The sequence below is a fragment of the Streptomyces sp. NPDC006997 genome, assembly GCF_040635175.1.
Classification (GTDB): Bacteria; Actinomycetota; Actinomycetes; order Streptomycetales; family Streptomycetaceae; genus Streptomyces.
Window position 1 is genome coordinate 1 of sequence record NZ_JBEYHH010000023.1, and the last position, 21,759, is coordinate 21,759.

At 74.1% G+C, this 21,759-nt stretch carries 20 protein-coding genes; 11 read left to right on the forward strand and 9 right to left on the reverse strand.

The annotated features are described in order from the left end of the window. Window positions 1-113 precede the first annotated feature (113 nt). From ABZ659_RS22845 to ABZ659_RS22860, 4 genes are all read right to left on the reverse strand, one after another. Entirely contained in the window at window positions 114-464 is a 351-nt protein-coding gene (locus tag ABZ659_RS22845) for a hypothetical protein (protein ID WP_360223080.1), read from the reverse strand. Between the two features lie 45 nt (window positions 465-509). Further along, complete coding sequence (locus ABZ659_RS22850; RefSeq protein WP_360223083.1) at window positions 510-860, reverse strand: DUF6479 family protein; 351 nt, start codon at window positions 858-860, stop codon at window positions 510-512. A gap of 37 nt (window positions 861-897) precedes the next feature. Continuing rightward, window positions 898-1,302, reverse strand: a complete 405-nt coding sequence (locus ABZ659_RS22855; protein ID WP_360223086.1) for a ChaB family protein — start codon at window positions 1,300-1,302, stop codon at window positions 898-900. A 73-nt stretch (window positions 1,303-1,375) separates the two neighbouring features. Beyond that, window positions 1,376-1,855, reverse strand: coding sequence for a hypothetical protein (locus ABZ659_RS22860; RefSeq protein ID WP_360223089.1), 480 nt, complete (start codon window positions 1,853-1,855; stop codon window positions 1,376-1,378). Window positions 1,856-1,944: 89 nt separating this feature from the next. Between ABZ659_RS22860 and ABZ659_RS22865 the strand changes: the two genes are divergently transcribed. Next, complete coding sequence (locus ABZ659_RS22865) at window positions 1,945-2,316, forward strand: ferredoxin (protein ID WP_360223092.1); 372 nt, start codon at window positions 1,945-1,947, stop codon at window positions 2,314-2,316. A gap of 77 nt (window positions 2,317-2,393) precedes the next feature. On the opposite strand, the gene ABZ659_RS22870 is transcribed toward ABZ659_RS22865, so the two are convergent. The 4 genes from ABZ659_RS22870 to ABZ659_RS22885 all read right to left on the reverse strand — a co-directional run bounded on the left by ABZ659_RS22870 (window position 2,394) and on the right by ABZ659_RS22885 (window position 7,333). Next, window positions 2,394-3,422 (reverse strand): alcohol dehydrogenase catalytic domain-containing protein, encoded by a 1,029-nt coding sequence (locus ABZ659_RS22870; protein ID WP_360223095.1) that lies wholly within the window; start codon window positions 3,420-3,422, stop codon window positions 2,394-2,396. Window positions 3,423-3,545: 123 nt separating this feature from the next. Then, window positions 3,546-5,138, reverse strand: coding sequence for an FAD-dependent monooxygenase (locus tag ABZ659_RS22875; protein ID WP_360223098.1), 1,593 nt, complete (start codon window positions 5,136-5,138; stop codon window positions 3,546-3,548). A gap of 8 nt (window positions 5,139-5,146) precedes the next feature. Further along, complete coding sequence (locus tag ABZ659_RS22880) at window positions 5,147-5,716, reverse strand: hypothetical protein (protein ID WP_360223101.1); 570 nt, start codon at window positions 5,714-5,716, stop codon at window positions 5,147-5,149. 141 nt (window positions 5,717-5,857) lie between these two features. Then, on the reverse strand, window positions 5,858-7,333 hold the full coding sequence (locus tag ABZ659_RS22885) for an AAA family ATPase (protein WP_360223414.1): 1,476 nt from the start codon (window positions 7,331-7,333) through the stop codon (window positions 5,858-5,860). Between the two features lie 437 nt (window positions 7,334-7,770). Between ABZ659_RS22885 and ABZ659_RS22890 the strand changes: the two genes are divergently transcribed. From ABZ659_RS22890 to ABZ659_RS22915, 6 genes are all read left to right on the forward strand, one after another. After that, on the forward strand, window positions 7,771-8,592 hold the full coding sequence (locus ABZ659_RS22890; protein ID WP_360223104.1) for a universal stress protein: 822 nt from the start codon (window positions 7,771-7,773) through the stop codon (window positions 8,590-8,592). A 413-nt stretch (window positions 8,593-9,005) separates the two neighbouring features. Then, window positions 9,006-10,394: a nicotinate phosphoribosyltransferase gene (locus ABZ659_RS22895; protein ID WP_360223107.1), complete on the forward strand. Its 1,389-nt coding sequence runs from the start codon at window positions 9,006-9,008 to the stop codon at window positions 10,392-10,394. An 11-nt stretch (window positions 10,395-10,405) separates the two neighbouring features. Continuing rightward, a complete protein-coding gene (locus ABZ659_RS22900; protein WP_360223110.1) occupies window positions 10,406-10,693 on the forward strand; it encodes a DUF1876 domain-containing protein in 288 nt (95 codons plus the stop codon). A gap of 34 nt (window positions 10,694-10,727) precedes the next feature. After that, a complete protein-coding gene (locus tag ABZ659_RS22905; protein WP_360223113.1) occupies window positions 10,728-11,186 on the forward strand; it encodes an Hsp20/alpha crystallin family protein in 459 nt (152 codons plus the stop codon). 233 nt (window positions 11,187-11,419) lie between these two features. After that, window positions 11,420-12,358: a pyridoxamine 5'-phosphate oxidase family protein gene (locus ABZ659_RS22910; RefSeq protein WP_360223116.1), complete on the forward strand. Its 939-nt coding sequence runs from the start codon at window positions 11,420-11,422 to the stop codon at window positions 12,356-12,358. A 149-nt stretch (window positions 12,359-12,507) separates the two neighbouring features. Beyond that, window positions 12,508-13,470 (forward strand): nitroreductase family protein, encoded by a 963-nt coding sequence (locus ABZ659_RS22915; RefSeq protein ID WP_360223119.1) that lies wholly within the window; start codon window positions 12,508-12,510, stop codon window positions 13,468-13,470. A gap of 44 nt (window positions 13,471-13,514) precedes the next feature. On the opposite strand, the gene ABZ659_RS22920 is transcribed toward ABZ659_RS22915, so the two are convergent. Then, on the reverse strand, window positions 13,515-14,189 hold the full coding sequence (locus tag ABZ659_RS22920; protein ID WP_360223122.1) for a CBS domain-containing protein: 675 nt from the start codon (window positions 14,187-14,189) through the stop codon (window positions 13,515-13,517). 269 nt (window positions 14,190-14,458) lie between these two features. Here ABZ659_RS22920 and ABZ659_RS22925 point away from each other — a divergent pair, with 269 nt between their 5' ends. The 4 genes from ABZ659_RS22925 to ABZ659_RS22940 all read left to right on the forward strand — a co-directional run bounded on the left by ABZ659_RS22925 (window position 14,459) and on the right by ABZ659_RS22940 (window position 21,722). After that, the gene (locus ABZ659_RS22925) at window positions 14,459-15,334 is read left to right on the forward strand and encodes a universal stress protein (protein WP_360223125.1); all 876 of its coding nucleotides are present in this window, start codon (window positions 14,459-14,461) and stop codon (window positions 15,332-15,334) included. A 57-nt stretch (window positions 15,335-15,391) separates the two neighbouring features. Continuing rightward, on the forward strand, window positions 15,392-17,791 hold the full coding sequence (locus ABZ659_RS22930; protein WP_360223128.1) for a glycosyl hydrolase family 65 protein: 2,400 nt from the start codon (window positions 15,392-15,394) through the stop codon (window positions 17,789-17,791). 327 nt (window positions 17,792-18,118) lie between these two features. Then, on the forward strand, window positions 18,119-20,698 hold the full coding sequence (locus tag ABZ659_RS22935; RefSeq protein ID WP_360223131.1) for a cation-translocating P-type ATPase: 2,580 nt from the start codon (window positions 18,119-18,121) through the stop codon (window positions 20,696-20,698). 274 nt (window positions 20,699-20,972) lie between these two features. Further along, window positions 20,973-21,722: a glucose 1-dehydrogenase gene (locus ABZ659_RS22940; protein WP_360223134.1), complete on the forward strand. Its 750-nt coding sequence runs from the start codon at window positions 20,973-20,975 to the stop codon at window positions 21,720-21,722. The last annotated feature ends 37 nt before the right edge of the window (window positions 21,723-21,759 follow it).

A 21,759-nucleotide genomic window follows, 5' to 3' on the forward strand; every position in this document is an offset into this window, starting at 1 on the left:
GGTTCTTAGGCAACTATTCGCTGTGTCCTCAGAGGTTTTATGCGATGTGTGGGGGGCCCGTACAGTGCCTCACACCATTCCCGGCCCTCCCTCCGTCCACCCGCTCGGGTCGCTCAGACGCGGTCGCCCTTCGGCTTTCCCCGCTGGTCCGGCGTGCCGTGCGGCGGCGGACTCATCGGCGGCGGCGAGGTCGCCGGGGAGACGGGGGAGCCGCCCCGGCGCGCACCCGACTCCGGGCGCAGCGCCCCCGGGTCGCCGGGCGTCGGCTCGCCGCCCGACCGCAACTGGTCGAGGCGTGAGTTCAGCAGCTCGGTCACCGGCCGCCGGTCGCCGTGCGTCAGCTCGTAGGCGAGCACCTCCTCCAGCTGCTCGGTGCTCAGCGAGCGCACACGGCTTCGCAGGCCGCCGATGGGCAGCTGGTCGTAGTCGGCCAGGGGCAGGTCGCCGCGGCCGGGGTCGGCCATGGATCTCACCTTCCTCCGTGTTCCGGCTCCGCGCGGGGACGGCCGTCAGCCGTTGCCCCACGAGCCGCTGTGTCCCTCGCGCCAGCGCGGGCGGCTCTTGGAGTCGCTGTGCCGGGTGGGGTTGTTGCCCGAGGCGGGCATGTCGTGTGGCAGGGTGACCCCGCCGCTGTGGGGCATCTCCGAGGGCTCCCGCATCTCCTGGACCTCACGGACGGCGCCGCCGTCCGGCAGGTGGGGCTGCTCCTCCGGGCGCGGCGGCGGCGGCTCGCTGCGTCGCATCCGGATGCCGTACAGGAAGGCGCCGATCAGCAGGGCGCCCACGACCACGCCGATCAGCAGCGGTCCCAGGGCGAACGCGCCGCTGGACTCCGCCAGTTCCATCGCTGTGGTACTCATGGCTCGCGAGTACCCCCTTGCCTCGGCGCGAACCGGATCATCCCTGGCGGGCCTGCCGGGTCCGCGAACGGTTGGCCTTGCGGATCGCGTCCAGCAGCTCGCCCTTCGACATCCGGGACCTGCCCTCGATGTCCAGGCGCCGCGCGACGCCGTAGAGGTGCTCCTTGGAGGCGCTCTCGTCCACGCCCTCTCCGCTGCGCCCGCCGCGCTGGCGGGGCCGCGCCGACTGCGGGTCCGAGGGGCCCCTGCGGCCGCCCTCCTTGCGTTCCCAGTGGTCGCCGACCTTCTCGTACATGTGCTTCAGCGCGCCGTACGCGACCCGGTGGGCGCGCTCACCCTCACCGTACTGCTCCACGGCCGAGTCGTGCGCCTTGATCCAGGTGCGCTGGGCGTCCCGCGCGGAACGCTCCAGGGTCGACGGAAGCTCCTGCCGTCCGGGCACCTTGTCCACCTCCTACGCGCCGGGGTCCGTCAGGGCGGACGGGTGCCCGCGCCACGGCCTCGGAAAACGGGCCTCACCGCGGGGAGGCACCCCTCGGTATCGCCAGGTCCGCCCGCGCCGTCTCGTGCAGCACGTTGAGCGCCTCCACGAGGGGGATCGGACGGAGTTCCGCCATGCCGCTGGAGGGTGTCCGGGCCGCCCGCAGCAGCTCCCAGGTGCGCTGGTTGACCGTGTGGGCGGCGGTGGCGGCCCGCTCGTCGCCCAGCAGGACGAACGTCTCGAAGAGGACCGACCGCCTGTTCTCGCTCTGCTCCATCTCCCGCAACGCGCCGGAGTCGTCCGCCCCCTGGTCGCGGGCCCGTCCGGCGTCCATCGCGGCCCGCTGGATCTCCTTGATGCACGTCACGTAAGCGATGTACGTGTCCAGTTTCCGTTCGTCCCAGCGTGTGGTCATCTCGCGGCGGAACCTGGCCCGTTCGGCCACCGCCGTGGCGACGTAGGACGTCAGGGCGCCGATGAGGACGCCGACCAGGGTGACGATCTGGGTGGCCATGACGGAGAACGTACCCGCGTGGAATCCGGCGGGCGGCGCGGGGTGGGCGCCGCGGGTTTGGCGGGGCACGCCACGGCTACCCGACCTCCGTGACTTCGTCAACTCAGGAGGAGCTGTTCCGGTTCCTGGAAGACCGTTTCGCCTGCGCCCAGGCGTGCACGGAATGTGCGCGGGCGTGCGCGGTGCGCGCGAGCCTCGTGGACCCGGACGGCACCGAGGAGCAGGAACTCGTACGCCGCAAGGGCATCATGTGCGCGGAGGTGTGTGACGCCACGTGCCGGGTGCTGTCCGAGCAGAACCTGCTGGACGAGGACGACATCCGCGTCCAGGTGGAGTGGTGCCGGACGGTCTGCCTGGAGTCGGCCCACGTCTTCGACCGGCATCCGGGCGCGGAGGACGGCGCCGAGAGGTGCCGGACGTGCGCGCGGGCCTGCACGGACTTCCTCGCCACCCTGGCGTGAGCGGCGACTGCGGCTGAGGTGAGCGGCGGCTCCGGCGGACGGACGGCGACACCCCCGGCGTCCGGCGGTCCGCCGGTTCACTCGCGGTGCAGCACGACCTTGAGGGCACCCGTGCTGGTGCCGTGGCCGAACACCTCGTAGGCGTCCTCCATCCGGCTGAGGCCGAAGGAGTGGGTGACCAGCTGGGAGACGTCGAGGCAGCCGTACCTCACCAGCTCCATCAGCCACGGTGTCGAGGACGTGTCCACCTGGCCCGTGCTGATCGTCACGTTCTTGCGCCACAGCGCTTCGAGATGCAGCGTGACGGGTGTGCCGTGCGAGCCGATGTTGGCGATGTGACCGCCGGTGCGGACGGCGCGAGTGCTGAGCACGAAGCCCTCCGGTGCGCCCGACGCCTCGATGACCACGTCGGCCCCCGGTCCCTCGGAGAGGTCCGCGATGGTCTTCCCCGGCAGCTCGGCGGCGTCGGCACCCACACGGAGGGCTGCCTCCAGCCGTGCGGCGGACAGGTCCGTCACGATGACCCGGAGGGGCGAGTAGAGCCGTGCGACGAGCGCCGCGGCGAGGCCGACGGGGCCGGCGCCCACCACCACGACGGTGTCCCCCGGGCCCACGTGCCCGTTCCGCACCCCTACCTCGTAGGCCGTGGGGAGGACTTCGGAGAGCAGGACGGCGTCCCCCAGCTCCAGGGCACCGGGCCGCCGCCGGGTCGAGTAGTCGGCGAAGGGGACCCGTACGACCTCGGCGTGGGTTCCGTTGACCAGGTTCCCGAGCATCCGGCCCCCGCCGCCGTGACACTGGCCGAAGAGGCCGTCCCGGCAGAACACACAGCGACCGCAGGCCGAGACGGGCGAGACGATCACCTGGTCGCCCGGGGTGAGGGAACGGACCTCGCGGCCGACCTCCAGCACCTCGCCGACCGCCTCGTGGCCGAGGACCGTTCCCGGCTTCACCTCGGGCAGGTCGCCGCGGAGGATGCGCAGGTCGGTGCCGCAGACGGTGGTGGCGTCGACGCGCACGACGGCGTCGGTGGGGTCCTCGATCGCCGGATCCGTGACCGTGTCCCAGGAGATCCGTCCGGGGCCGTGGTAGACGAGGGCTCGCATGGTCACCCACTCCTTGGCTGACTCGGCCGCCTCCTTCCACCGTCGCCCTGGAGGGACGCCCGGGCAACCGGGATCACCGGTCCGTAGGACTCCTCTGGGCCGTCGGGCTCCGCCACCCGCCGTTCAGGACCGGACCGGCGCGGGGGCCGCCGCGCCGACCAGTGACAGCCAGTCGGCCAGCCCGGCCGCGTCGACGGTTCCGCACCGGTAACCGACATGGCCGTCCGGGCGGACGGCCACCAGGCCCCGCCCCGGGCTGTTCGTCAGGCGGAGGACATGGACGAGGGGACCGAGCACGGCGTCCGGCGGCGGGTCGGCGTCGCGCTGCAGCAGGAGGTGCACACCCGGACGGGCCAGCACGCCGTGCAGCCGCCTGGGAGGCCCTCCGACGCTGACGGTCGCGTCCGGCAGGCGGTCGCCCGGACGAGGAGCGCCCCGCAGGACCGGTGTCCCCTCCACCGACAGGGGGCTGCGCCGGTAGGTGACCCGCAACTGGGAGATGACCCGGACCGCCTCGGCCATCAGCCGTCGCCGCTCCAGGAGGACGGGTACGGCCGGGGTCGCGAGCGGAGCGGCCACCGCGCGCAGCCAGGAGGGGATCCGGCCGGTCGACGCCTCCGCCCAGAACGCGGTGTGCGTGAGGACGATCCGCCGGTGGGCAGCGGTCCTGCGCTCGCTGTCATAGGAGTCGAGCAGCACGTCGGTGCCGAGCGTCTCCGCGGACGCCCCACGACAGCCGCGGGTCGCGAAGCCGAGCTTCCAGCCGAGGTTGACCGCGTCCTGGATGCCGGCGTTCATGCCCTGGCCGGTGGCCGGCGAGTAGGTGTGCGCCGCGTCCCCCGCGAGGAAGAGGCGGCCCTGGCGGAACCGCCGGGCGAGCGAACACCGCAGCGGCACCCGCGCGGACCACGCGAGGCGCCCGATCCGTGCCTTGAGTCCCGCGTCCGTCAGGAGGCGCTGGACCTCGGCTGCCGGGACGGCGGCGCCGGGCTGGCCGAAGCCCTGCCCGGGGTCGCCGGTGGACGCCCGCGTGGCCAGCAGCCGCCAGGTGGCCTGCTCTCCGAGGGGGAAGAGGAACAACAGCCCCTGGCGCCCCGCGAACACCTGGGCACCGGGAGGACCAGGAGGCCCCGGAAGTCCGGAAACCGAGTCGAGGTCGAGGTCGGCGAGGACCACCTCCACGGCGTAGGGCCTGCCGTGCCACCCGATACCGGCACAGGACCGCACCGTACTGGCCGGGCCGTCGCAGCCGACGACGACGGGGCAGTGGACCTCCTCCGTGCCGCGCGGCGACCGCAGCACGGCCCACGCACGGTGCCCGTCGTCGCGGGTCGTGACCAGTTCGGTGCCCCGTTCCACCGTGACCCCGCGGGCGGCGAGCGCCCGCGTCAGCACGGTCTCGACTTCCGCCTGCCGCAGGAGGGACAGATGGGGGAACGCCGTGTCGGACAGCGCGAGGTCCCCGAGCCGGGCCCCCACGACGTGGGAGCCGAGGTGCAGGTGGGCTGACGGGGCGGTGTCCGCCCGCTCCAGCAGCGCGTCCGTCACCCCGAGCGGGCGCAGGACCTCCAGGCTGCGGGGGTGCAGGATGAGCGCGCGGGAGGGCCGGAACACCTCGGGACGCCGCTCGACGACCCGGACCCGTGCTCCGTGGTCATGGGCCTGGAGCGCCAGGGTGAGGCCGGTCGTGCCGGCCCCCACGACCAGAACGTCCACCGCGGTCCTCACCTCCCGGCGGCCCGGACACGCCACCAGGCCGCGGCGTCGTGCGCCGCGGGGTCCTCGATCAGCGCGGGGTCCGCGATCACGTCGTCGCGGCGCAGACCGGGGAGCACGGTGTAGCCGATCGAGCCGGGGACGCTGACCAGCGCCAGAACCCGCCACAGGGAACGCGCGTAGTGCTCGGCCCGCTCCGGGCCGTCCCACTCGTAGACACCGCGATAGCGGCGTCGCTCGTCGTGGGCCAGCCACAGTTTCGAGGTGAAGCCGGGGAAGCCCACGAACAGCGGCGTGTTCAGCAGGCTCTCCCCGCGGAACAGGGCGTGCGCGGGCCCGTCGACCAGGCGCAGCCGGAAGGCGACCACCAGCGTGCAGGGGTCCTTCGCCAGGCCGCTGCCGAGGCGGGTCTCCCGGTACACCCGTGCCGTGGTGCCGTCGGCGAAGCGCAGCTCCGTTCCCACCCGCTCCACCGGAAGGTGGATCCGGTGCCGCGTGAGCAGCGGGAAGGTGGTGAGGAAGCTCGATCCCAGGGCTCGCCATGCCTCGCCGAGGGGAAGCGGTGTCTGTTCACCCATCGTGCTCTCTTCCCGCGGAGCGGAGGTAAGCCCGTACCACCCCAATGTAGGCAGGCGCGGCGGGGCGCGACACCTCACGGCACGCACCGACGACCGACGGTCGCGCCCGGACACCGGGGCGTGACCGCCCCTTCCGTCCGGTCAGTCCGGTTCCATGTAGGGGCGGCGGAAGACCGGGGCCTGGCCGGTACCCCAGGGGCGAACGGCGGCCAGTGCCCGGGCGGCCGCCGACTCCAGCGGACCACTGGTGTCGACCGCGACGGCCTGGGGCCACGGCGGCTCCCCGGCTGCCATGGCGGCGGCGACGTCGCGGTCGGCGTCGGACACCCCGGGGGCGCGGGTGCTCAGGCGGTCCACCGCCACCTCGTCCGGAACGTGGCAGTGCAGGGCCACCAGGTCGGCGCCGGTGCGTTCGGCCAGGCGCCGCGCCGCCTCTCGCTGGGCCGCGTCCGACCAGGTGGCGTCGAGGACGACGGACTCGCCCGCGGACAGCAGGGCGGCGGCGCGGTCGAGCAGGGCGGCGTAGGTCCTGGCCGTCCACCCGGGCGTGTACAGGCCCTCCCCGTAGGCGGCCGCCGCGGACTGCCCCGGGGGGACGCCCGCCAACTCCTTGCGGAGGCGGTCACTGCTGAGGAGCGTGACGCCCAGCCGGTCGGCCAGCGCCCCGGAGAGGGTCGACTTCCCGCTGCCGGGGAGCCCGCCGACGAGGGTCAGGCCGACGGCGGAGGCGCGCAGGTGGCGCAGGGTCGTCGAGACCAGCCGTCGGGATGCCGCCCGCGCGTCCGGTGCGCCCTGCCGGGCCTGGATCAGGGAGACCTTGGCCCGGACGAAGGCGCGGTAGGCGACGTAGTGGTGCCACAGGGACGGGGGCGCGGGGTCGCCGGAGTACTCGCTGTACCGGGCGAGGAAGTACGCCGCGGCCTGCGGGGCGCCGAGCCGCTCCAGGTCCATGGCGAGGAAGGCGGCGTCGTCGAGGCCGTCGACGTGGCGGAGACGGTCGTCGAACTCCAGGCAGTCCAGAACCCGTGGCCCGTCGTCGAGGCAGAAGATGTCCTCGGCGAGCAGGTCCCCGTGGCCGTCGACCACCCGTCCCTGGGCGATGCGGGAGTCGAACAACGGCTCGCGGCCGCCGAGGTAGCGGCGCACCAGATGCTCGGCCTCCGTGATCCCGTCGGGCACGCGGCCGTCCTCGGCCAGCGCGCGGACCTGCGCGAAGCTGGCCTCCCAACGCGACGACAGCGCGTCCCGCGTGCCCTGCTCGTCGATGTCCCGGCCGTGCGGCGCCTCCGCGTGCCACCTGGCGAGGAGCCGGGCGACGGCCCGCAGGACGTCGTCGACGGCGACTGCTTCCCGTACCAGCCGGGACAGGCGGCGGTCCGCCGGCAGACGGCGCATCACCACGAGTGGTTCGGGCGTCTCCCCGTCGGGGCTGCGGATGTCGCCCAGGCCGAGGTAGACGTCGGGGGCGAAGCGGCGGTTGAGAGCGACTTCGCGTGCGCACGCGGCCCGGCGAGCCGCGACCGTGGTGTAGTCCAGGAAGCCCGGGTCCACCGGCTTCTTGAGCTTGTAGGCGCGGTCGCCGACGAAGAACACGACCGCGGTGTGGGTCTCGCACACGTCCGCGCGCGGCAGCGGCCCATCGTCGTGCCGGCCACTGCTCCGGAGCACTGACGGGTCGGCCAGGGGTACCGACCAGACCGACGTCGCCTCCGGGCCGGGCCCGGTCATGAGGGACGACGGTGACCGGGCAGCGACCGCGGGACGACCGTTGGTGCTGCGTCCTCGGCTGCCCCGCGGACGGCGGCAGACCTCCCGGGTGAGCCGTCCAGGCCCACGGTGACGGCTGCTTGCATGGCGACGGCCTCCGTCTCGTACGAAGCTGGATAGGGCGGTGCGTGACGGTGAGCGGGTCCGATGGCGTGGAGGTCCGGACGGCGCCCCCACGCCGAGCGTGGTGTCCTCCCTCGTTGGAGGAGTACCCCGATCCCCACCACACCACCTGCGCACCGGTGGGGGCGGAGGCGCGGAGTCCAGCGCGAGAGGAGGCGGGGACCGTGACGATTCCCCTGGTGGTCGGCGTCGACGGGTCCGCGTCGAGCCTGGACGCGGTGGACTGGGCGGCCGACGAGGCCGTCCGGCACCGGATACCGCTCCACGTCCTGCACGCGGCGGGGAGGGACCACGAGGCGGCCACCGTGATCGACGCCGCCTCCGAACGGGCCAGGGAAGCCGCTCCCACGGTCCGGCTGTCGAGTGAGGCGCCGCACGAGGACGCGATAGCGGCCCTGGTCGACCGGGGACGCAACGCCTTCGCGCTGGTGCTCGGGTCCCGAGGGCTCGGGGGCCTCGCCGGGATGCTCCTGGGGTCGGTCAGCCTGGCCGTGGCGGCGCGGGCGGACTGCCCGGTCGTCGTGGTGCGCGGCACCGCGGAGCACCGGGATGTCCGGTTCGGGAGCGTCGTCGTCGGTGTCGAGGAGGGGGAGGGAAGTGACACGGCCGTCGAGTTCGCGCTCCGGGAGGCCCGGGTGCGTACCTGCCGACTGGTGGCGGTGCACGCCTGGAACCCGCAGCCCGGTGCTCCCGCCACGCCCCAGGTCCCGTCGTGGCACGCCCTGGAGGCCCGCCGGCGCTCACCGGAGCAGGTGCTCGACGACGCCGTGAGCGGTCCGCGCGAGCGGTACCCGGACGCCCCGGTGAGCCGACGGGTGAGCAGGGGCCCCGCACGCCAGGCCCTGCTGGAGGCGTCCGCGGAGGCGGACCTGCTGGTCGTCGGCGCCCGCAGACGACAAGGGCACCTGGGCCTGCAACTGGGGCTCGTCGACCACGCGGTACTGCACCACGCGCCATGTCCGGTCGCGGTCGTTCCCCGGCGATGACCGGACGGGCGGGAGCGGACCGCGACGACGGTCGGCCGCTGCGGGCCGGAGGTCGTCCCCGCAGGGACGTTCGGCCCTGTGACCGGACCCCGGTCCCGGCCGATGATGGGACGGAGCAGCGGGGGCAACGGACCAGCGACGTGCTGGAGGCCGAGACATGACCGCACGGAACGCGCCGCACACGCCCGGTCCGCACACGCCCGGTCCGCTCCCGCCTCCGCGAACCGCGGACGCCCGCCCTCGCCGCCGGCCCGCCGGTGGCGGCCACCGCCCGACTGGCGTCGGACGTCAAGGGCGTCGGCCCACGCGGGACAGGGCGACGACCGGTGCTGCCCCGTCGAACCCCCGTGGTCGGCGCGCCGCCGCCGGTGACGCGTCGGCCACCCGGGACAGGAGCCGAGGAGGCGACGCCGATGTCCGATGCGGCGACCACTGACCTGTACGAAGTGACGATGGCCATGTCCTACCTCCGGGAGGGCATGACCGGCCCGGCCACGTTCAGCCTCTTCGTCCGCGACCTGCCTCCCCAGCGCGGCTTCCTGGTCGCCGCGGGGCTGGAGTCCGCCCTGGACTACCTGTCCGGCCTGCATGTCGGGCCCGCGGACGTCGACGCCTTCGCCTCCGCGCTGCACCGGCCGCCGCGCGACCTCCGGCCCCTGCTCGGCCTGGAGTTCACCGGCGACGTGCGGGCGGTGCCGGAAGGGCGGATCGTGTTGGCGGGAGAGCCCCTGCTGGAGGTGACCGCGCCGCTGCCGCAGGCGCAGTTGGTGGAGACGTACCTGCTGAACCGGCTCAGCCACCAGACCGCCGTCGCCTCGAAGGCCGCGCGCTGCGTCCTGGCGGCGGCCGGGCATCCGGTCGTGGACTTCTCCCTACGGCGCGCACACGGCCCGCAGGCCGGGTTCCAGGCCGCCCGCCTCGGCGCGCTGGTGGGCTTCGCCGGGACCAGCAACGTGGCCGCGGCCACCGCCCTGGGGATCCCCGCCGTCGGCACGATGGCCCACTCCTTCGTGGAGGCGTTCGCGACGGAGGAGGACGCGTTCCGTGCCTTCGCGTGGTCCCATCCGGGGCCGGTGACCCTGCTGGTGGACACCTACGACACCGAGGAGGGCGTACGCGTCGCGGCGCGCGTCCTGCGCGACCTGGGCCTCGGGCCCGGCTCGGCCGTACGGCTGGACAGCGGCGACCTGGGGGCACTGGCGGTGCGGGCACGCTCCGTCCTCGACGACGCGGGCCTGCCGGACGTACGGATCATCGCCAGCGGCGGTCTCGACGAGTACGCGGTGGACGACCTGGTCCGCTCCGGAGCGCCGGTCGACACGTACGCCGTCGGCACCCGCGTCGGGGTGTCCGCCGACGCACCGTACCTGGACTCCGCGTACAAGATGGTGGAGTACGACGGCCGGCCGGTGATGAAGCTCTCGTCGGCGAAGGTGACGGCGCCCGGCCGGAAGCAGGTGTTCCGCCGCGTCGGCTACACCGACGTGATCCGTCTCGCCGGTGAGCGGCCGGCCGACGGCGGCACTCCGTTGCTGGAGACGGTGATGCGGGCCGGGCGGCGCACCGGCGGCAGGCCCTCGCTCGACGAGTGCCGGCAGAGGTTCGTCGCGGACCTGCGGGGACTGCCGCCGACAGCCCGCCGGATCCGGGAGCCGGTCGCACCGCGCGCGGCCACCTCCGAGTCCCTCGGCGCCCTCGCCGGCCGCGTCCGGCGCGGCATCGAGGAACGGACGGCGGCCCGCGCACGGCCCCCGGTCCCGGAACGCACCGCGTCCGGACCGCCCGGGCCGGTATCGAGGTGAGGAGGAAAGCGATGCCACACACGGCGGAGTGGAAGGCCCGACTCCACCTTTTCGAGGACGACGACGGAACCACGAAGGCACACGTGGTGCTGGACACCGGCACCACGGCGCTCACCGGCCACGGGAGCGCGCACTGCCATCCCGCGGACACCGACGTGCCCGCGATCGGCGACGAACTGGCGGCGGGCCGGGCCATGCGGGACCTCGCCCGGCAACTGCTGAACAGCGCCGAGCGCGACATCGAGGGCATGGGGGCGCCGCGGTCCCGCCCCCGGCAGGTCACCGGATGGCCCAGGTGACCGGCACCGGCGAACGAGTCAAGGAGGATCAGCCATGACACATCCCGTACGACACGGCAGGCACGGGCTGCCGGCAGCCTGGCTTGAGCTGGACGACCTGCGCGCCCGGATGGACCAACTCATGCACACCGTCTTCCCCGGCGGCGGTTACCCCGAGTTCGGCGCGGCCGAGCCGTGGGCGCCGCTGGCCGACGTCGTGGACACCGAGGACGCCTACCTGGTGGAACTGGAGCTTCCCGGTGTGGCCAAGGACCAGATCACCGTCGAGGTCGGCGAGGGGGAACTCGACATCCACGGTGAGATCCGGGAGAAGGAACACACCGGAGTGGTCCGCAAGCAGACCCGCCGCATAGGGCAGTTCGACTACCGCACCACCCTGCCCCCGAACTCCGACACCGAACACATCAGCGCGGACCTGGCCGACGGAGTCCTCACCGTGCGCGTCCCGAAGACCGAGCGCGGCAAGGCACACCGCGTCGAGATCACCGGCTGAGCCGGAGCGGCACCCGGCACCGGAAGGGACCGGTGCCGGGGCGGGGGAGGCGTCGCCCGTCGCTCCACGAAGGCCTGGCGGTCCCGCCGCCGACCCTCCTCGTGACCGCGCTCCCGCGCGGCAGACCAGCCTCGGACACCACGCCACGGCGTCGAGGCGCCGTCGCCCCATGCGCCAGCCCGTCGCACGTGGCACGTTGGAGACAGCACCATTCTGAGGAGAGGGCGGCGATCATGCGAGCTCACCTCGGCGACCACCTGGTCATCGAAAGCCCGGCGACCGGCGCCACCAGGCGCGACGGCGAGATCGTCGGACTCCACCACGAGGACGGCACACCTCCCTATGACGTGCGCTGGTCGGACACGGACGAGGTGACGCTCGTGTTCCCCGGGCCCGACGCGCACGTCCACCACATCGAGCACGGACCGCCCGGGACCACCCACGGGGCGCACCCGCCGGACACCGCGGCGGCGCCGCCCCCGGACGCGCCGCCCCCGGACGCGCCGCCCCCGGCAGCCAGGACACCCCACCGCGGCGACATCGGCCGGCGCGTGGCCGTCGAACGCCACAGGCAGCGGCTCAGCCGGGAGGAGACGGCGCGCCGCGCCCGCATGTCATCCGAGTACCTGGCCTACCTGGAGGAGCAGCCCGCCGACCCGACCGTGGCGACACTCATCAGGCTGGCCGACGCGTTGGGCACCACGGTCACCGCTCTGCGCGGGGGAGACGCCGACCTCCCGCCCGGACAGGGCCGCGCGCTGCTCCGCCCCCGGCTGTGGGACCTCAGCGCGGGGGAGTGCCGCACGTTGCTCGCCACGCACGGCGTGGGCCGGATCGCGGTGTCGGCGTCCGACGGCCGCCCGGCGGTCGTCCCGGTCAACTACGAGGTCGTCGATGACGCGATCGTCTTCCGGACCGCCCCCGGCTCCGTCCCCGCCACGGCCGTGGGCCACGAGGTCGCCTTCGAGGTCGACCACGTGGACGAGGCCCTGAGCCGGGGCTGGAGCGTGCTCGCCGTAGGCACCGCGAGCGTCGTCACGGAGCCGGACGCCGTGCGCACGCTCACCCGACGCGCGCACACCACACCCTGGGCGGGCGGCGAACGCGACCTGTGGGTGTCGATCCGGCCCACGAGCCTCACCGGCCGCCGCATCACCCCGGCCGAGCGGTAGGCAGGGGAGCCGCCGCACGGTCCCGACCCGCCCACGGGGCCAGCCGTCAGCCACCGAACCGCCGCCGACCGAACGCGGTCCCGTGCCGCGTGCCGATTCGCGAGAGGAGGGAGACCACGGTGAGCCGACCCGCACCATCCGACGCACGTGTGACGACCCTGGTCGGCGACGCCGCCGCCGCCCCGTCGATGCACAACGCGCAGCCCTGGTCCTTCCGCTACCTGCGCCACAGCCGCACGTTCGAGGTACGCGCCGACTTCGACCGCGCCATGCCGCGCTCCGACCCCCAGACCCGCGGCCTCCACCTCGGCTGCGGCGCCGCCCTGCTGAACCTGAGGGTGGCCGTGGCCCACGAGGGCTGGCACCCGGAGACCCGGCTGCTGCGGGACCCGGACGACCCGGCGCTCCTCGCGCACGTGCGGCTGGCCGCCCCCACCGGCGGGCAGAGCGACCTCGGCGCGCTGTATCCGGCCATCCACGAACGGCACAGCAGCCGCTTCCCGTTCGAGGAGACGGAGATCCCCGACGCCGTGCGGACGGCGCTCGTCGAGGCCGCGCGCTCCGAGGGAGCCGTCCTGTCGTACCCCACCGCATGGCACCTGCGGGAGGTGCTGGAACTGGTCGAGGAAGCCGAGGCGCGCAACCTCACCGACCGCGGCAGCGAGCGGGACCTGGCCGAATGGACCCGTATCGACGCCCCGTCAGCGCACCTGGCCGACGACGGAGTCCCGGACTACGCCTTCGGCCCGCGCAAGCGCGGAGGCAAGGCCCCGATGCGTGACTTCGCGGGCCCGCGGCAGGTGGCGGGACGGGACGCCGCGGACTTCGAACAGACCCCTCAGCTGGCCCTCGTCAGCACGAGCCACGACCGCCCGGAGGACTGGCTGCGCGCCGGCCAGGCCATGGAACGCGTCCTGCTGCTGGCGACCCTGGAGGGCCTGTCCAGTTCCTTCGCCACCCAGGCCCTGGAGTGGGACGACCTGCGCTGGCCGCTGCGGGACCCGGTGACCGGGACGGGTCACACCCAGATACTGCTGCGCCTGGGATACGGCCCGAAAGGGCCCCGTACGCCGCGCCGCCCGGTGGCGGAGGTACTCGACATCGAGCCCTGACCGGGAAGGCCGCAGCGGGCCGGCGGTCGTGTCCGGCACGCGGGTCAGCGCCCGTCCCCGTCGTCCGGGCCGGCCGACTGGCCGGTGAGCCGGGGCTCGACGTCCACGACGCCTTCCACGGCCCGCACGAGACGCACGGCGACCGGGACGAGCGAGGTGTCGCGGACCTGTCCGCGAAGGGTGACGACCCCCTCGTGCACGTCCAGGTGGATGGCGTGGCTGGAGCCCGGGAACAGGTAGGCCACCACGGTCCGGCGTACCTCCTCCTCGATGTCCTCGTCCGCCCTCAGGAAGACCTTCAGGAGATCCCCGCGGCTGACGATGCCCTGGAGCAACCCCAGGTCGTCGACCACGGGCAGCCGCTTCACGTGCCGGACGGCCATGATCCTGGCCGCCTGGGCCAGGGTGGCGTCGGGGTGGACGGTGACCGCGGGGGTGCTCATGAGTTCCTCCGCCGTCACCGCCCCCGCCTTGGCGAGGTCGGACAGGCGTCGGCGCTGCTCGAAGAGGTTCGGGTCGCTGTCGCGGAACTCCTCCTTGGGCAGCAGGTCGGCCTCGGACACGACACCGATGACGCGCCCCTCACCCTCCAGGACCGGTATGGCGCTGACCTTCCACTGCTCCATGGTCCGGACGATCTCCTTGAAGGGCGCGTCGCGTCCCACGGCCACGACCGTACGGGTCATCACGTCGCTCACGATGTGCGGGGTCTCAGGCACCGTGAACCTCCTCGGGGTCGCACTCGTCCGAGACGCGGTCGTCGACCGCGAGGTCGGAGCGCCGAAAGCGCCGGACCGACCGCCCTCTGTCCCGGCCACCTGACTCCACGATCGTCGCAAACCGGCACAGTGCAACCCGGGCCGGTAAGGCCCCGGCGGGCGCGGGTCCACGTGTCGCGACGGGTCGTCGGCGGTGCGACGGTATTAACAGGGGCCTGCGGCAGCGGCCGGGGGGCTCGCGGCAGTGGCCGGGCAGGAAGGTGATGGCCATGGAACTCCCGCTGGTGGTCGGCGTCGACGGATCGGATCCCAGCCTGCGGGCCGTGGACTGGGCCGTGGACGAGGCCGCGCGCCTCGGGCTGCCCCTGAGGCTCGTCCACGCCTCCCTGTGGGAACGGTACGAGGGAAGCCGCCCCTCCTTCGGGGCCGGCCGCCCGGCCGAAGTGGTCATGGCCCAGCACATCACCGCGTCCTCCGTGGGACACGCCCGGCTGCGCGACCCGGAGGTGAAGGTGTCGAGCGACGTGCTGCCCGAGGACGCCGTGTCCGCGCTGCTGCACGCGGCCCGCGCATCCTCCGCCGTCGTCACGGGCCAGCGCGGCCGTGGCGAGGTCGCCGGGCTCCTGCTGGGGTCGGTCAGCCTCGCGGTGGCCGCTCGCGCCGTGTGCCCGGTCGTCGTGGTCCGCGGCGGGGAGCGGAACCTGCGGGGCTCCTACGGCCGGGTGGTGGTCGGCGTCGGCGACTCCACCCAGGGCCCGGCCGCCGTCCGGTTCGCCTTCGGCGAGGCCGAGGCGCGTGGCTGCGCCCTGTACGCCGTACGGGCCTGGCGCCGCCCCGCCCACGAGAACGTGGACCACCCCCTGGTCGCGGACGACGCCACCGGTGCCCACGCCGAACGGGCGTCCGCCCTTCTCACCGACGCGCTGCGCGACGCCGTACGGGACCACCCGCGGGTCGAACTGCACCGCCGAGCCGTCGAAGGCCCCGCGCACAAGGTCCTCCTGGACGCCTCGGCGGACGCCGACCTGGTCGTCGTGGGCGCACTGAGGCGGCACGGCCCCTTCGGTCTGCAACTCGGCAGGGTCGCCCACGCCCTGCTGCACCACGCCGAGTGCCCGGTGGCCGTCGTCCCGCAGCGCACCTGAACCCGGGCGCGCCGCGCGTTCCCGCCCGTCTGGTCAGGGGAAAGGGGAGGACGACGGATGTCGGAGTGGACCTGGGAGTACGCGGGGTACGACCCCGCGGTCGAGCGGTTGCGTGAAGCACTGTGCACGCTGGGCAACGGCTACTTCGCCACCCGGGGCGCGGTGCCCGAGCGCAGGGCGGGCCTGGTGCACTACCCGGGAACCTACGCCGCCGGGTGCTACGACCGCGTCGAGTCGGCCGTGGCGGGACGACGCGTCGTGAACGAGGACCTGGTCAACCTCCCGAACTGGCTGCTCCTGAGGTTCCGTCCGCGCCGCGCCGAGGGAGCGTGGGGCTCGTGGTTCTCCCCGGACACGCACACCCTCCTGGACTACCGGCACACCCTGGACCTGCGCCGGGCCACGCTCACCCGCACGCTCCGCTTCCAGGACCACGACGCCGGGGTGGTCGGCGTCGAGCAGACCCGGCTGGTGCACATGGCAGACCCCCACCTGGCCGTGTTGCGGACGGTGTTCACGGCCGAGGACTGGTCGGGTGAGATCGAGATCGAGTCCTGCGTCGACGGTGAGGTGACCAACGGCAACGTGCACCGCTACCGCGCCCTCAACGGAAGCCACCTGACCCGTGTGCGGACGGGTGCGCGGGAGCCCGGCACGGTCTGGCTGAGCTGCCGCACCAGCACCTCGGACATCGGCGTGGCCATGGCCGCCCGGACGGTCCTCGTCGCGGGGTCCGCGGCCTCGTCGGGTCTCCGCCCGGCCCGCCGCCGCGCCGTCCACCACCTGGTGGTCCCCATCGCCCCCGGCCGCCCCGTCACCCTGGAGAAGACCGTGGCCCTGCACACCTCGCGCGACACGGCGATCAGCGACCCGCTCGGGGAAGCGGTCGACCGGGTGTCCACGGCGGAGGGCTTCCCGGACCTGCTGGACGCGCACGTCGAGGCGTGGGAGCGGCTGTGGCGGCGCGCGGACCTCCGGGTGCCCGGCCGGGCCGGCCGCGTCCTGCGCTTCCACCTCTTCCACGTCCTGCAGACGCTGTCCCCGCACACCGCGGACCTGGACGTCGGCGTGCCCGCCCGCGGCCTGCACGGCGAGGCGTACCGGGGGCACGTCTTCTGGGACGAGCTGTTCGTCCTGCCGTACCTCAACCTGCACTTCCCGGAAGTCTCCCGGTCCCTGCTGGACTACCGGTACCGGCGCCTCCCACGTGCCTGCCGGGCGGCCACCGCGGCCGGCCGGGTCGGGGCGATGTACCCCTGGCAGAGCGGCAGCGACGGCCGCGAGGAGACCCAGGAGTGGCACCTCAACCCCCGCTCGGGCCGCTGGCTACCCGACCACTCCCGGCTCCAGCACCACGTGGGCTCGGCGGTCGCCTACAACGTGTGGCGGTACTGCGAGGCCACCGGCGACACGGAGTACCTGCACACCAAGGGGGCGGAGACGCTGCTGCAGGTCGCCCGCTTCTGGGCGGACCTCGCGGTCCTCGACCCCGGCACCGGCCGCTACCGCGTCCGCGGCGTCGTCGGCCCCGACGAGTACCACGACAGCTACCCGGGAGCCGACCGGCCGGGACTGGACGACAACACGTACACCAACGTCACCGCCGCCTGGGTCCTCACCCGCGCTCTGGACCTGCTGCGGCACCTGCCCGCCTGGCGCCGCGGGGAACTGCTCGACCGGATCCGGCTGGACGACGGGGAACTCCCGCGGTGGGAGGAGGTCTCCCGGCGGCTGCGGGTGCCGTTCCACCGGGGCGTCATCAGCCAGTTCGAGGGCTACGACGCACTCGCCGAACTGGACTGGGACGCCTACCGGGCGCGCTACGACAGCATCCGCAGACTGGACCGGATCCTGGAGGCCGAGGGCGACACGGTCAACCGCTACAAGGCGTCCAAGCAGGCCGACGTCCTCATGCTCGGCTACCTGTTCTCCCCCGCGGAGCTCCAACAGCTGTTCCGACGTCTCGGATACGACCTGGACGACGAGATCTGGCGCAGGACCGTCGACTACTACCTGCGCCGCACCAGCCACGGCTCCACACTCAGCGGGCTCGTCCACGGACTGGTCCTCGCCCGGGCCAGACGGGCCGAGGCGTGGGGATACATCCAGGAGACCCTGGAGGCGGACATCGCCGACATCCAGGGCGGCACGACCGGCGAGGGCATCCACCTCGGTGCGATGGCCGGCACCCTCGACCTGGTCCAGCGCGGTCTGACGGGGCTCCAGACGCGCGAGGACGCCCTGTGGCTGGACCCGGTGCCTCTTCCGGCACTCTCCGAGTACGGGTTCTCGCTGCGCTACCGCGGCCACTGGGGCGTCGGTGTGCGCCGCCGAAGGGGACAACTGGAGATCGCCGTACCCGACTCGGAGGAGTCACCGATCCGGGTGGTGCTGGCCGACCGGGCCGTGACCGTCGCGCCCGGGGAGACCTGCACGCTCGTCCTGCCGGCGAGTTGATCCCACCGCGGCCTCCCGGTCCTCCGGCTGCGCCGCCGCGGCCGGACAGCCTGGCCGCCGAGGTCCCACGTGCCCGGACCGGCTTCCCCCCAGCACTCCGAGGCGTACGCCGCCGACCACGGCCGAGGCCTCGCGCGGCCCTGCGCGGGGGTGCACTCTGAGAAGGCGGGGCCCGCCCTCCTCGGGGCGGTGGCCGGGCAGATGAGGGGAGCAGCGGATGGCGCCCGAGGCACAGCACCGTCCGGACGCGGCCCCGCCATGGACGTGAACCGGCGCGCGGGCGGTCGGGAGTCCGCCCCGGAGGTCGGACGGCTCCGGTCGCGGGGCGTGACTTCCCCCGCGGGGCTGTCGTCGGACGAGGCCGCGCGGCGGCTGACGGTGTACGGGCCCAACGAGATCCCCGCGGAGCCGGGCACCCCGGTCTGGCGGCGGGTGCTGCGGCAGCTGCGCGATCCGCTGATCCTCGTCCTGCTCGTCGCCGCCGCCCTGACGATCGCCACCGGCGATCTCTCCGACGCCGCCGTGATCCTGCTCGTGATCACGGTGAACACGGTGGTCGGCGTCGTGCAGGAGGTACGGGCGGAAGAGGCGGTGACGGCCCTGTCCGCGATGAGTGCCCCGGCCGCCAGGGTGGTCCGGGACGGCGAGGAACGTTCCGTCCCGTCGGCCGAGCTGGTGCCGGGCGACCTGGTCCTGGTGGCCGAGGGAGACGTCGTCCCCGCGGACGCGGACGTGCGGGACGCGGCGTCGCTGCTGGCGGACGAGTCCTCCCTGACCGGCGAGTCCGTTCCCGTGGAGAAGGCGCCCGACGCGGGCACCCCGCGCGGCGCGGTGTCGGCGGGCACGATCATCGTCCGCGGCCGCGGCCGTGCCGTGGTCACCGCCACCGGCGCCGACAGCGCGCTCGGCCGGATCGCCTCCCTGATGGGCGCCGCTCCCGGCCTCACCCCGCTGCAGCACCGGCTGGCGAGGTTCGGCCGGACGCTGGCGGCGTCCGTCGTGGCGCTCTGTGCGGTGGTCCTCGCTCTCGGACTGGTCCGCGGACAGCCCGTGGAGCTGATGATCGTGGCGGCGATCAGCCTCGCCGTCGCCGCCGTTCCGGAGTCCCTGCCGGCCGTGGTGACCCTCGCCCTCGCTCTGGGCGCGCGACGCATGGCGGACCGGCACGCCATCGTCCGCCGACTGCCCGCCGTCGAGACCCTGGGCTCGGTGACCGTGATCGCCACCGACAAGACCGGCACCCTGACCGAGGGCCGGATGGCGGCCGAGCACCTGTGGACGCCCCACGGGGAGGCGACCGTCGTGGGCACGGGCTACGAACCCGGGGGCCGGGTCGTCCGCGACGGCGAGACGGTGACCACGGACCGCGCGCCTGACCTGGTGGCGTTGCTGCGTCTCGCGGTGCTCTGCAACGACGCGGCCCTGCAGCCGCCACCGGACCGCTCCACGGAGTGGGGTGCCCTCGGCGATCCCACGGAGGCCGCGCTGCTGGTGGCCGGAGCCCGCCTCGGGCTGGACCGGGCGGCGCTGGACCGCGAACTGCCGCGCCTGGAGGAGATCCCGTTCGACAGCGACCGCAAGCGCATGACGACCGTGCACCGCCGACCGGAGGGCGGAGTACTGGTCGCGTGCAAAGGGGCGCCGGAATCAGTGCTCCAGCCGCGGATCCTGACCGACGGCCCGGACGCGGTCGCCCGCGCCGCCGCGCAGGCGGAGGTGCTCGCACGCCGCGGGTACCGGGTGCTCGCCGTCGCCACCGCCGAGCACCGGGACACCACGCAGCCGCTCCCGACCTGGGAGTCGGGCCTGACTCTCGTCGGTCTCGTCGGCATCCTGGACCCGCCCCGCGGCGCCTCCGAGCCGACGATCACCGCCTGCCGCCGCGCCGGCATCATCCCCGTACTCGTCACCGGCGACCACCCACTGACCGCACGCGCCGTGGCCGACCGCCTCGGCATCGCCGCCCGGGACGACGAGGTCACCACGGGGGACCGGATCCGGGCGGGCACGGCGGGCGACCTGACCGGCGTGCGGATCTACGCCAGGACCACCCCCGAGCAGAAACTGGACATCGTCCAGGCGTGGCGCGGGGCCGGGCACGTCGTGGCGATGACGGGGGACGGCGTCAACGACGGCCCGGCCCTGCGCCGCGCCGACATCGGCGTCGCCATGGGCAGGCGCGGCACCGAGGTCGCGCGCCAGGCGGCCGATCTGGTGCTCGCCGACGACAACCCCGCCACGATCGTGGCGGCCGTCGAAGAGGGCCGCCGGGTCTACGCGAACGTGCGCCGGTTCCTGCTCTACGGCCTCGCCGGGGGAACCGCGGAGATCCTCGTCATGCTCCTCGGCGCCTTCCTGGGAATGCCGCTGCCGCTGCTGCCCGCACAGATCCTGTGGATCAACCTGCTCACGCACGGCCTGCCCGGTGTCGCGCTCGGCGCGGAACCCGTCGATCCGGACACCATGCGGCACCCGCCCCGGCCTCCCGGGGAGAGCGTGCTGGGCGCCGGCCTGTGGCCGCGGATCCTGTTCATGGGGGCCTTCGTCGCCACCGTGACCCTCGCGGTCGGCCTCTGGGCACAGGAGACCGGACGCCCCTGGCAGTCCATGGTCTTCCTGGTGCTCGGCGCGACCCAGCTCGGCGTCGCGCTCGGCTCCCGGGCCCGGCCGGGCACCTTGGCCAACCCGTTCCTGCTGGTCGCCGTGGGCGTGGCCCTGGGCCTCCAGGCCGCCGGTGTCTACCTGCCGCCCCTGCGGGACCTGCTGGGCACGGAGCCGCTCACGCTCGCCGACCTGGCGATCGCCGGTGCGCTCGCCGGCCTCGGCCACGTCGTCATGCGGCTCCAGGCCCGGCTGGTTCCGGAACGCCCGCCGCGCTCGGGCCGGCGGGCGGTGCGAGGACGCTGAGCCCACCGCCCCGGGTGGCGTGGGGTGCCTGTTCCCGCCGTGCGCGGGGGAGGTGGGGAACCCACACTGGGAGGGGAGGGATACCGGTCGTCGACAGCCTTCGCGCCGTCGGCACGACGAGGGAGGCGGGTCGCGCGTCACCCGCCCGGGGACCGGGTGGGCCGTGACGTGGAAGCGATCCGCCCCCGCCGACCAGCGAGGGCTCACCGGCCCCCGGGAGGCGGTCGGTGCCACTCCGGGGGATCCGCGCCGAGGCATCGTCGAGGAGGTCGTGATGGGACGTCTCAACGAGCGGGTGGCGATCGTCACCGGTGGAGCCAGAGGGATCGGCGCCGCGGTGGCCCGGCTGTTCGCGGCCGAGGGCGCCGGCGTCGTGATCGCCGACGTCCTGGACACCGAAGGGGAGAAGCTGGCGGCGGAACTCGGCGCCCCGACCCGGTACGTCCACCTGGACGTCAGCACCGAAGACGGCTGGCAGGCGGCGGTGGCGGAGACGGAGCGGGAACTGGGCCCGGTCTCGGTGGTGGTGAACAACGCCGGGATCCTCAGGTGGGGGACCATCGAGGAACAGAGCCCCGAGTCCTTCCGGAGGGTCATCGACGTCAACGTCCAGGGCGCCTGGCTGGGCATCCGGACGACGGCGCCGTCACTTCGCCGCGCCGGCGGCGGGGTGATCGTGAACATCTCCTCGATCGCCGGCCTCACCGGCTACGCGGGCATCGGGGCGTACGTGGCCAGCAAGTGGGCACTGCGCGGGCTGACCAAGGCCGCGGCCCTGGAACTGGCCCCGGACGCGATCCGGGTCTGCTCGGTCCACCCCGGTGCGGTGCGCACCGCGATGACGGCGGACTTCGACGACTCCTTCACGGCCGGACAGCCACTCCCGCGCTTCGGTGAGCCCGAGGAGGTCGCCCGCATGGTGCTCTTCGTCGCCGCCGACGCCACCTTCTCGACCGGTGTGGAGTTCGTCCTGGACGGCGGCGCCACAGTCGGCCCGTCCACGGTCCTGGCTCCCGCCCGCTGACCCGCGTTCGGACAGGTACGCTCCAGCGTCACCCGGC

Excerpts from the sequence above, each read along its gene's own strand:
- ABZ659_RS22845 (WP_360223080.1), bottom strand. The coding sequence starts at position 464 with ATGGCCGACCCCGGCCGCGGCGACCTGCCCCTGGCCGACTACGACCAG.
- ABZ659_RS22850 (WP_360223083.1), bottom strand. The coding sequence starts at position 860 with ATGAGTACCACAGCGATGGAACTGGCGGAGTCCAGCGGCGCGTTCGCC.
- ABZ659_RS22860 (WP_360223089.1), bottom strand. The coding sequence starts at position 1,855 with ATGGCCACCCAGATCGTCACCCTGGTCGGCGTCCTCATCGGCGCCCTG.
- ABZ659_RS22870 (WP_360223095.1), bottom strand. The coding sequence starts at position 3,422 with ATGCGAGCCCTCGTCTACCACGGCCCCGGACGGATCTCCTGGGACACG.
- ABZ659_RS22880 (WP_360223101.1), bottom strand. The coding sequence starts at position 5,716 with ATGGGTGAACAGACACCGCTTCCCCTCGGCGAGGCATGGCGAGCCCTG.
- ABZ659_RS22895 (WP_360223107.1), top strand. The coding sequence starts at position 9,006 with ATGTCCGATGCGGCGACCACTGACCTGTACGAAGTGACGATGGCCATG.
- ABZ659_RS22900 (WP_360223110.1), top strand. The coding sequence starts at position 10,406 with ATGCCACACACGGCGGAGTGGAAGGCCCGACTCCACCTTTTCGAGGAC.
- ABZ659_RS22905 (WP_360223113.1), top strand. The coding sequence starts at position 10,728 with ATGACACATCCCGTACGACACGGCAGGCACGGGCTGCCGGCAGCCTGG.
- ABZ659_RS22910 (WP_360223116.1), top strand. The coding sequence starts at position 11,420 with ATGCGAGCTCACCTCGGCGACCACCTGGTCATCGAAAGCCCGGCGACC.
- ABZ659_RS22925 (WP_360223125.1), top strand. The coding sequence starts at position 14,459 with ATGGAACTCCCGCTGGTGGTCGGCGTCGACGGATCGGATCCCAGCCTG.
- ABZ659_RS22930 (WP_360223128.1), top strand. The coding sequence starts at position 15,392 with ATGTCGGAGTGGACCTGGGAGTACGCGGGGTACGACCCCGCGGTCGAG.
- ABZ659_RS22940 (WP_360223134.1), top strand. The coding sequence starts at position 20,973 with ATGGGACGTCTCAACGAGCGGGTGGCGATCGTCACCGGTGGAGCCAGA.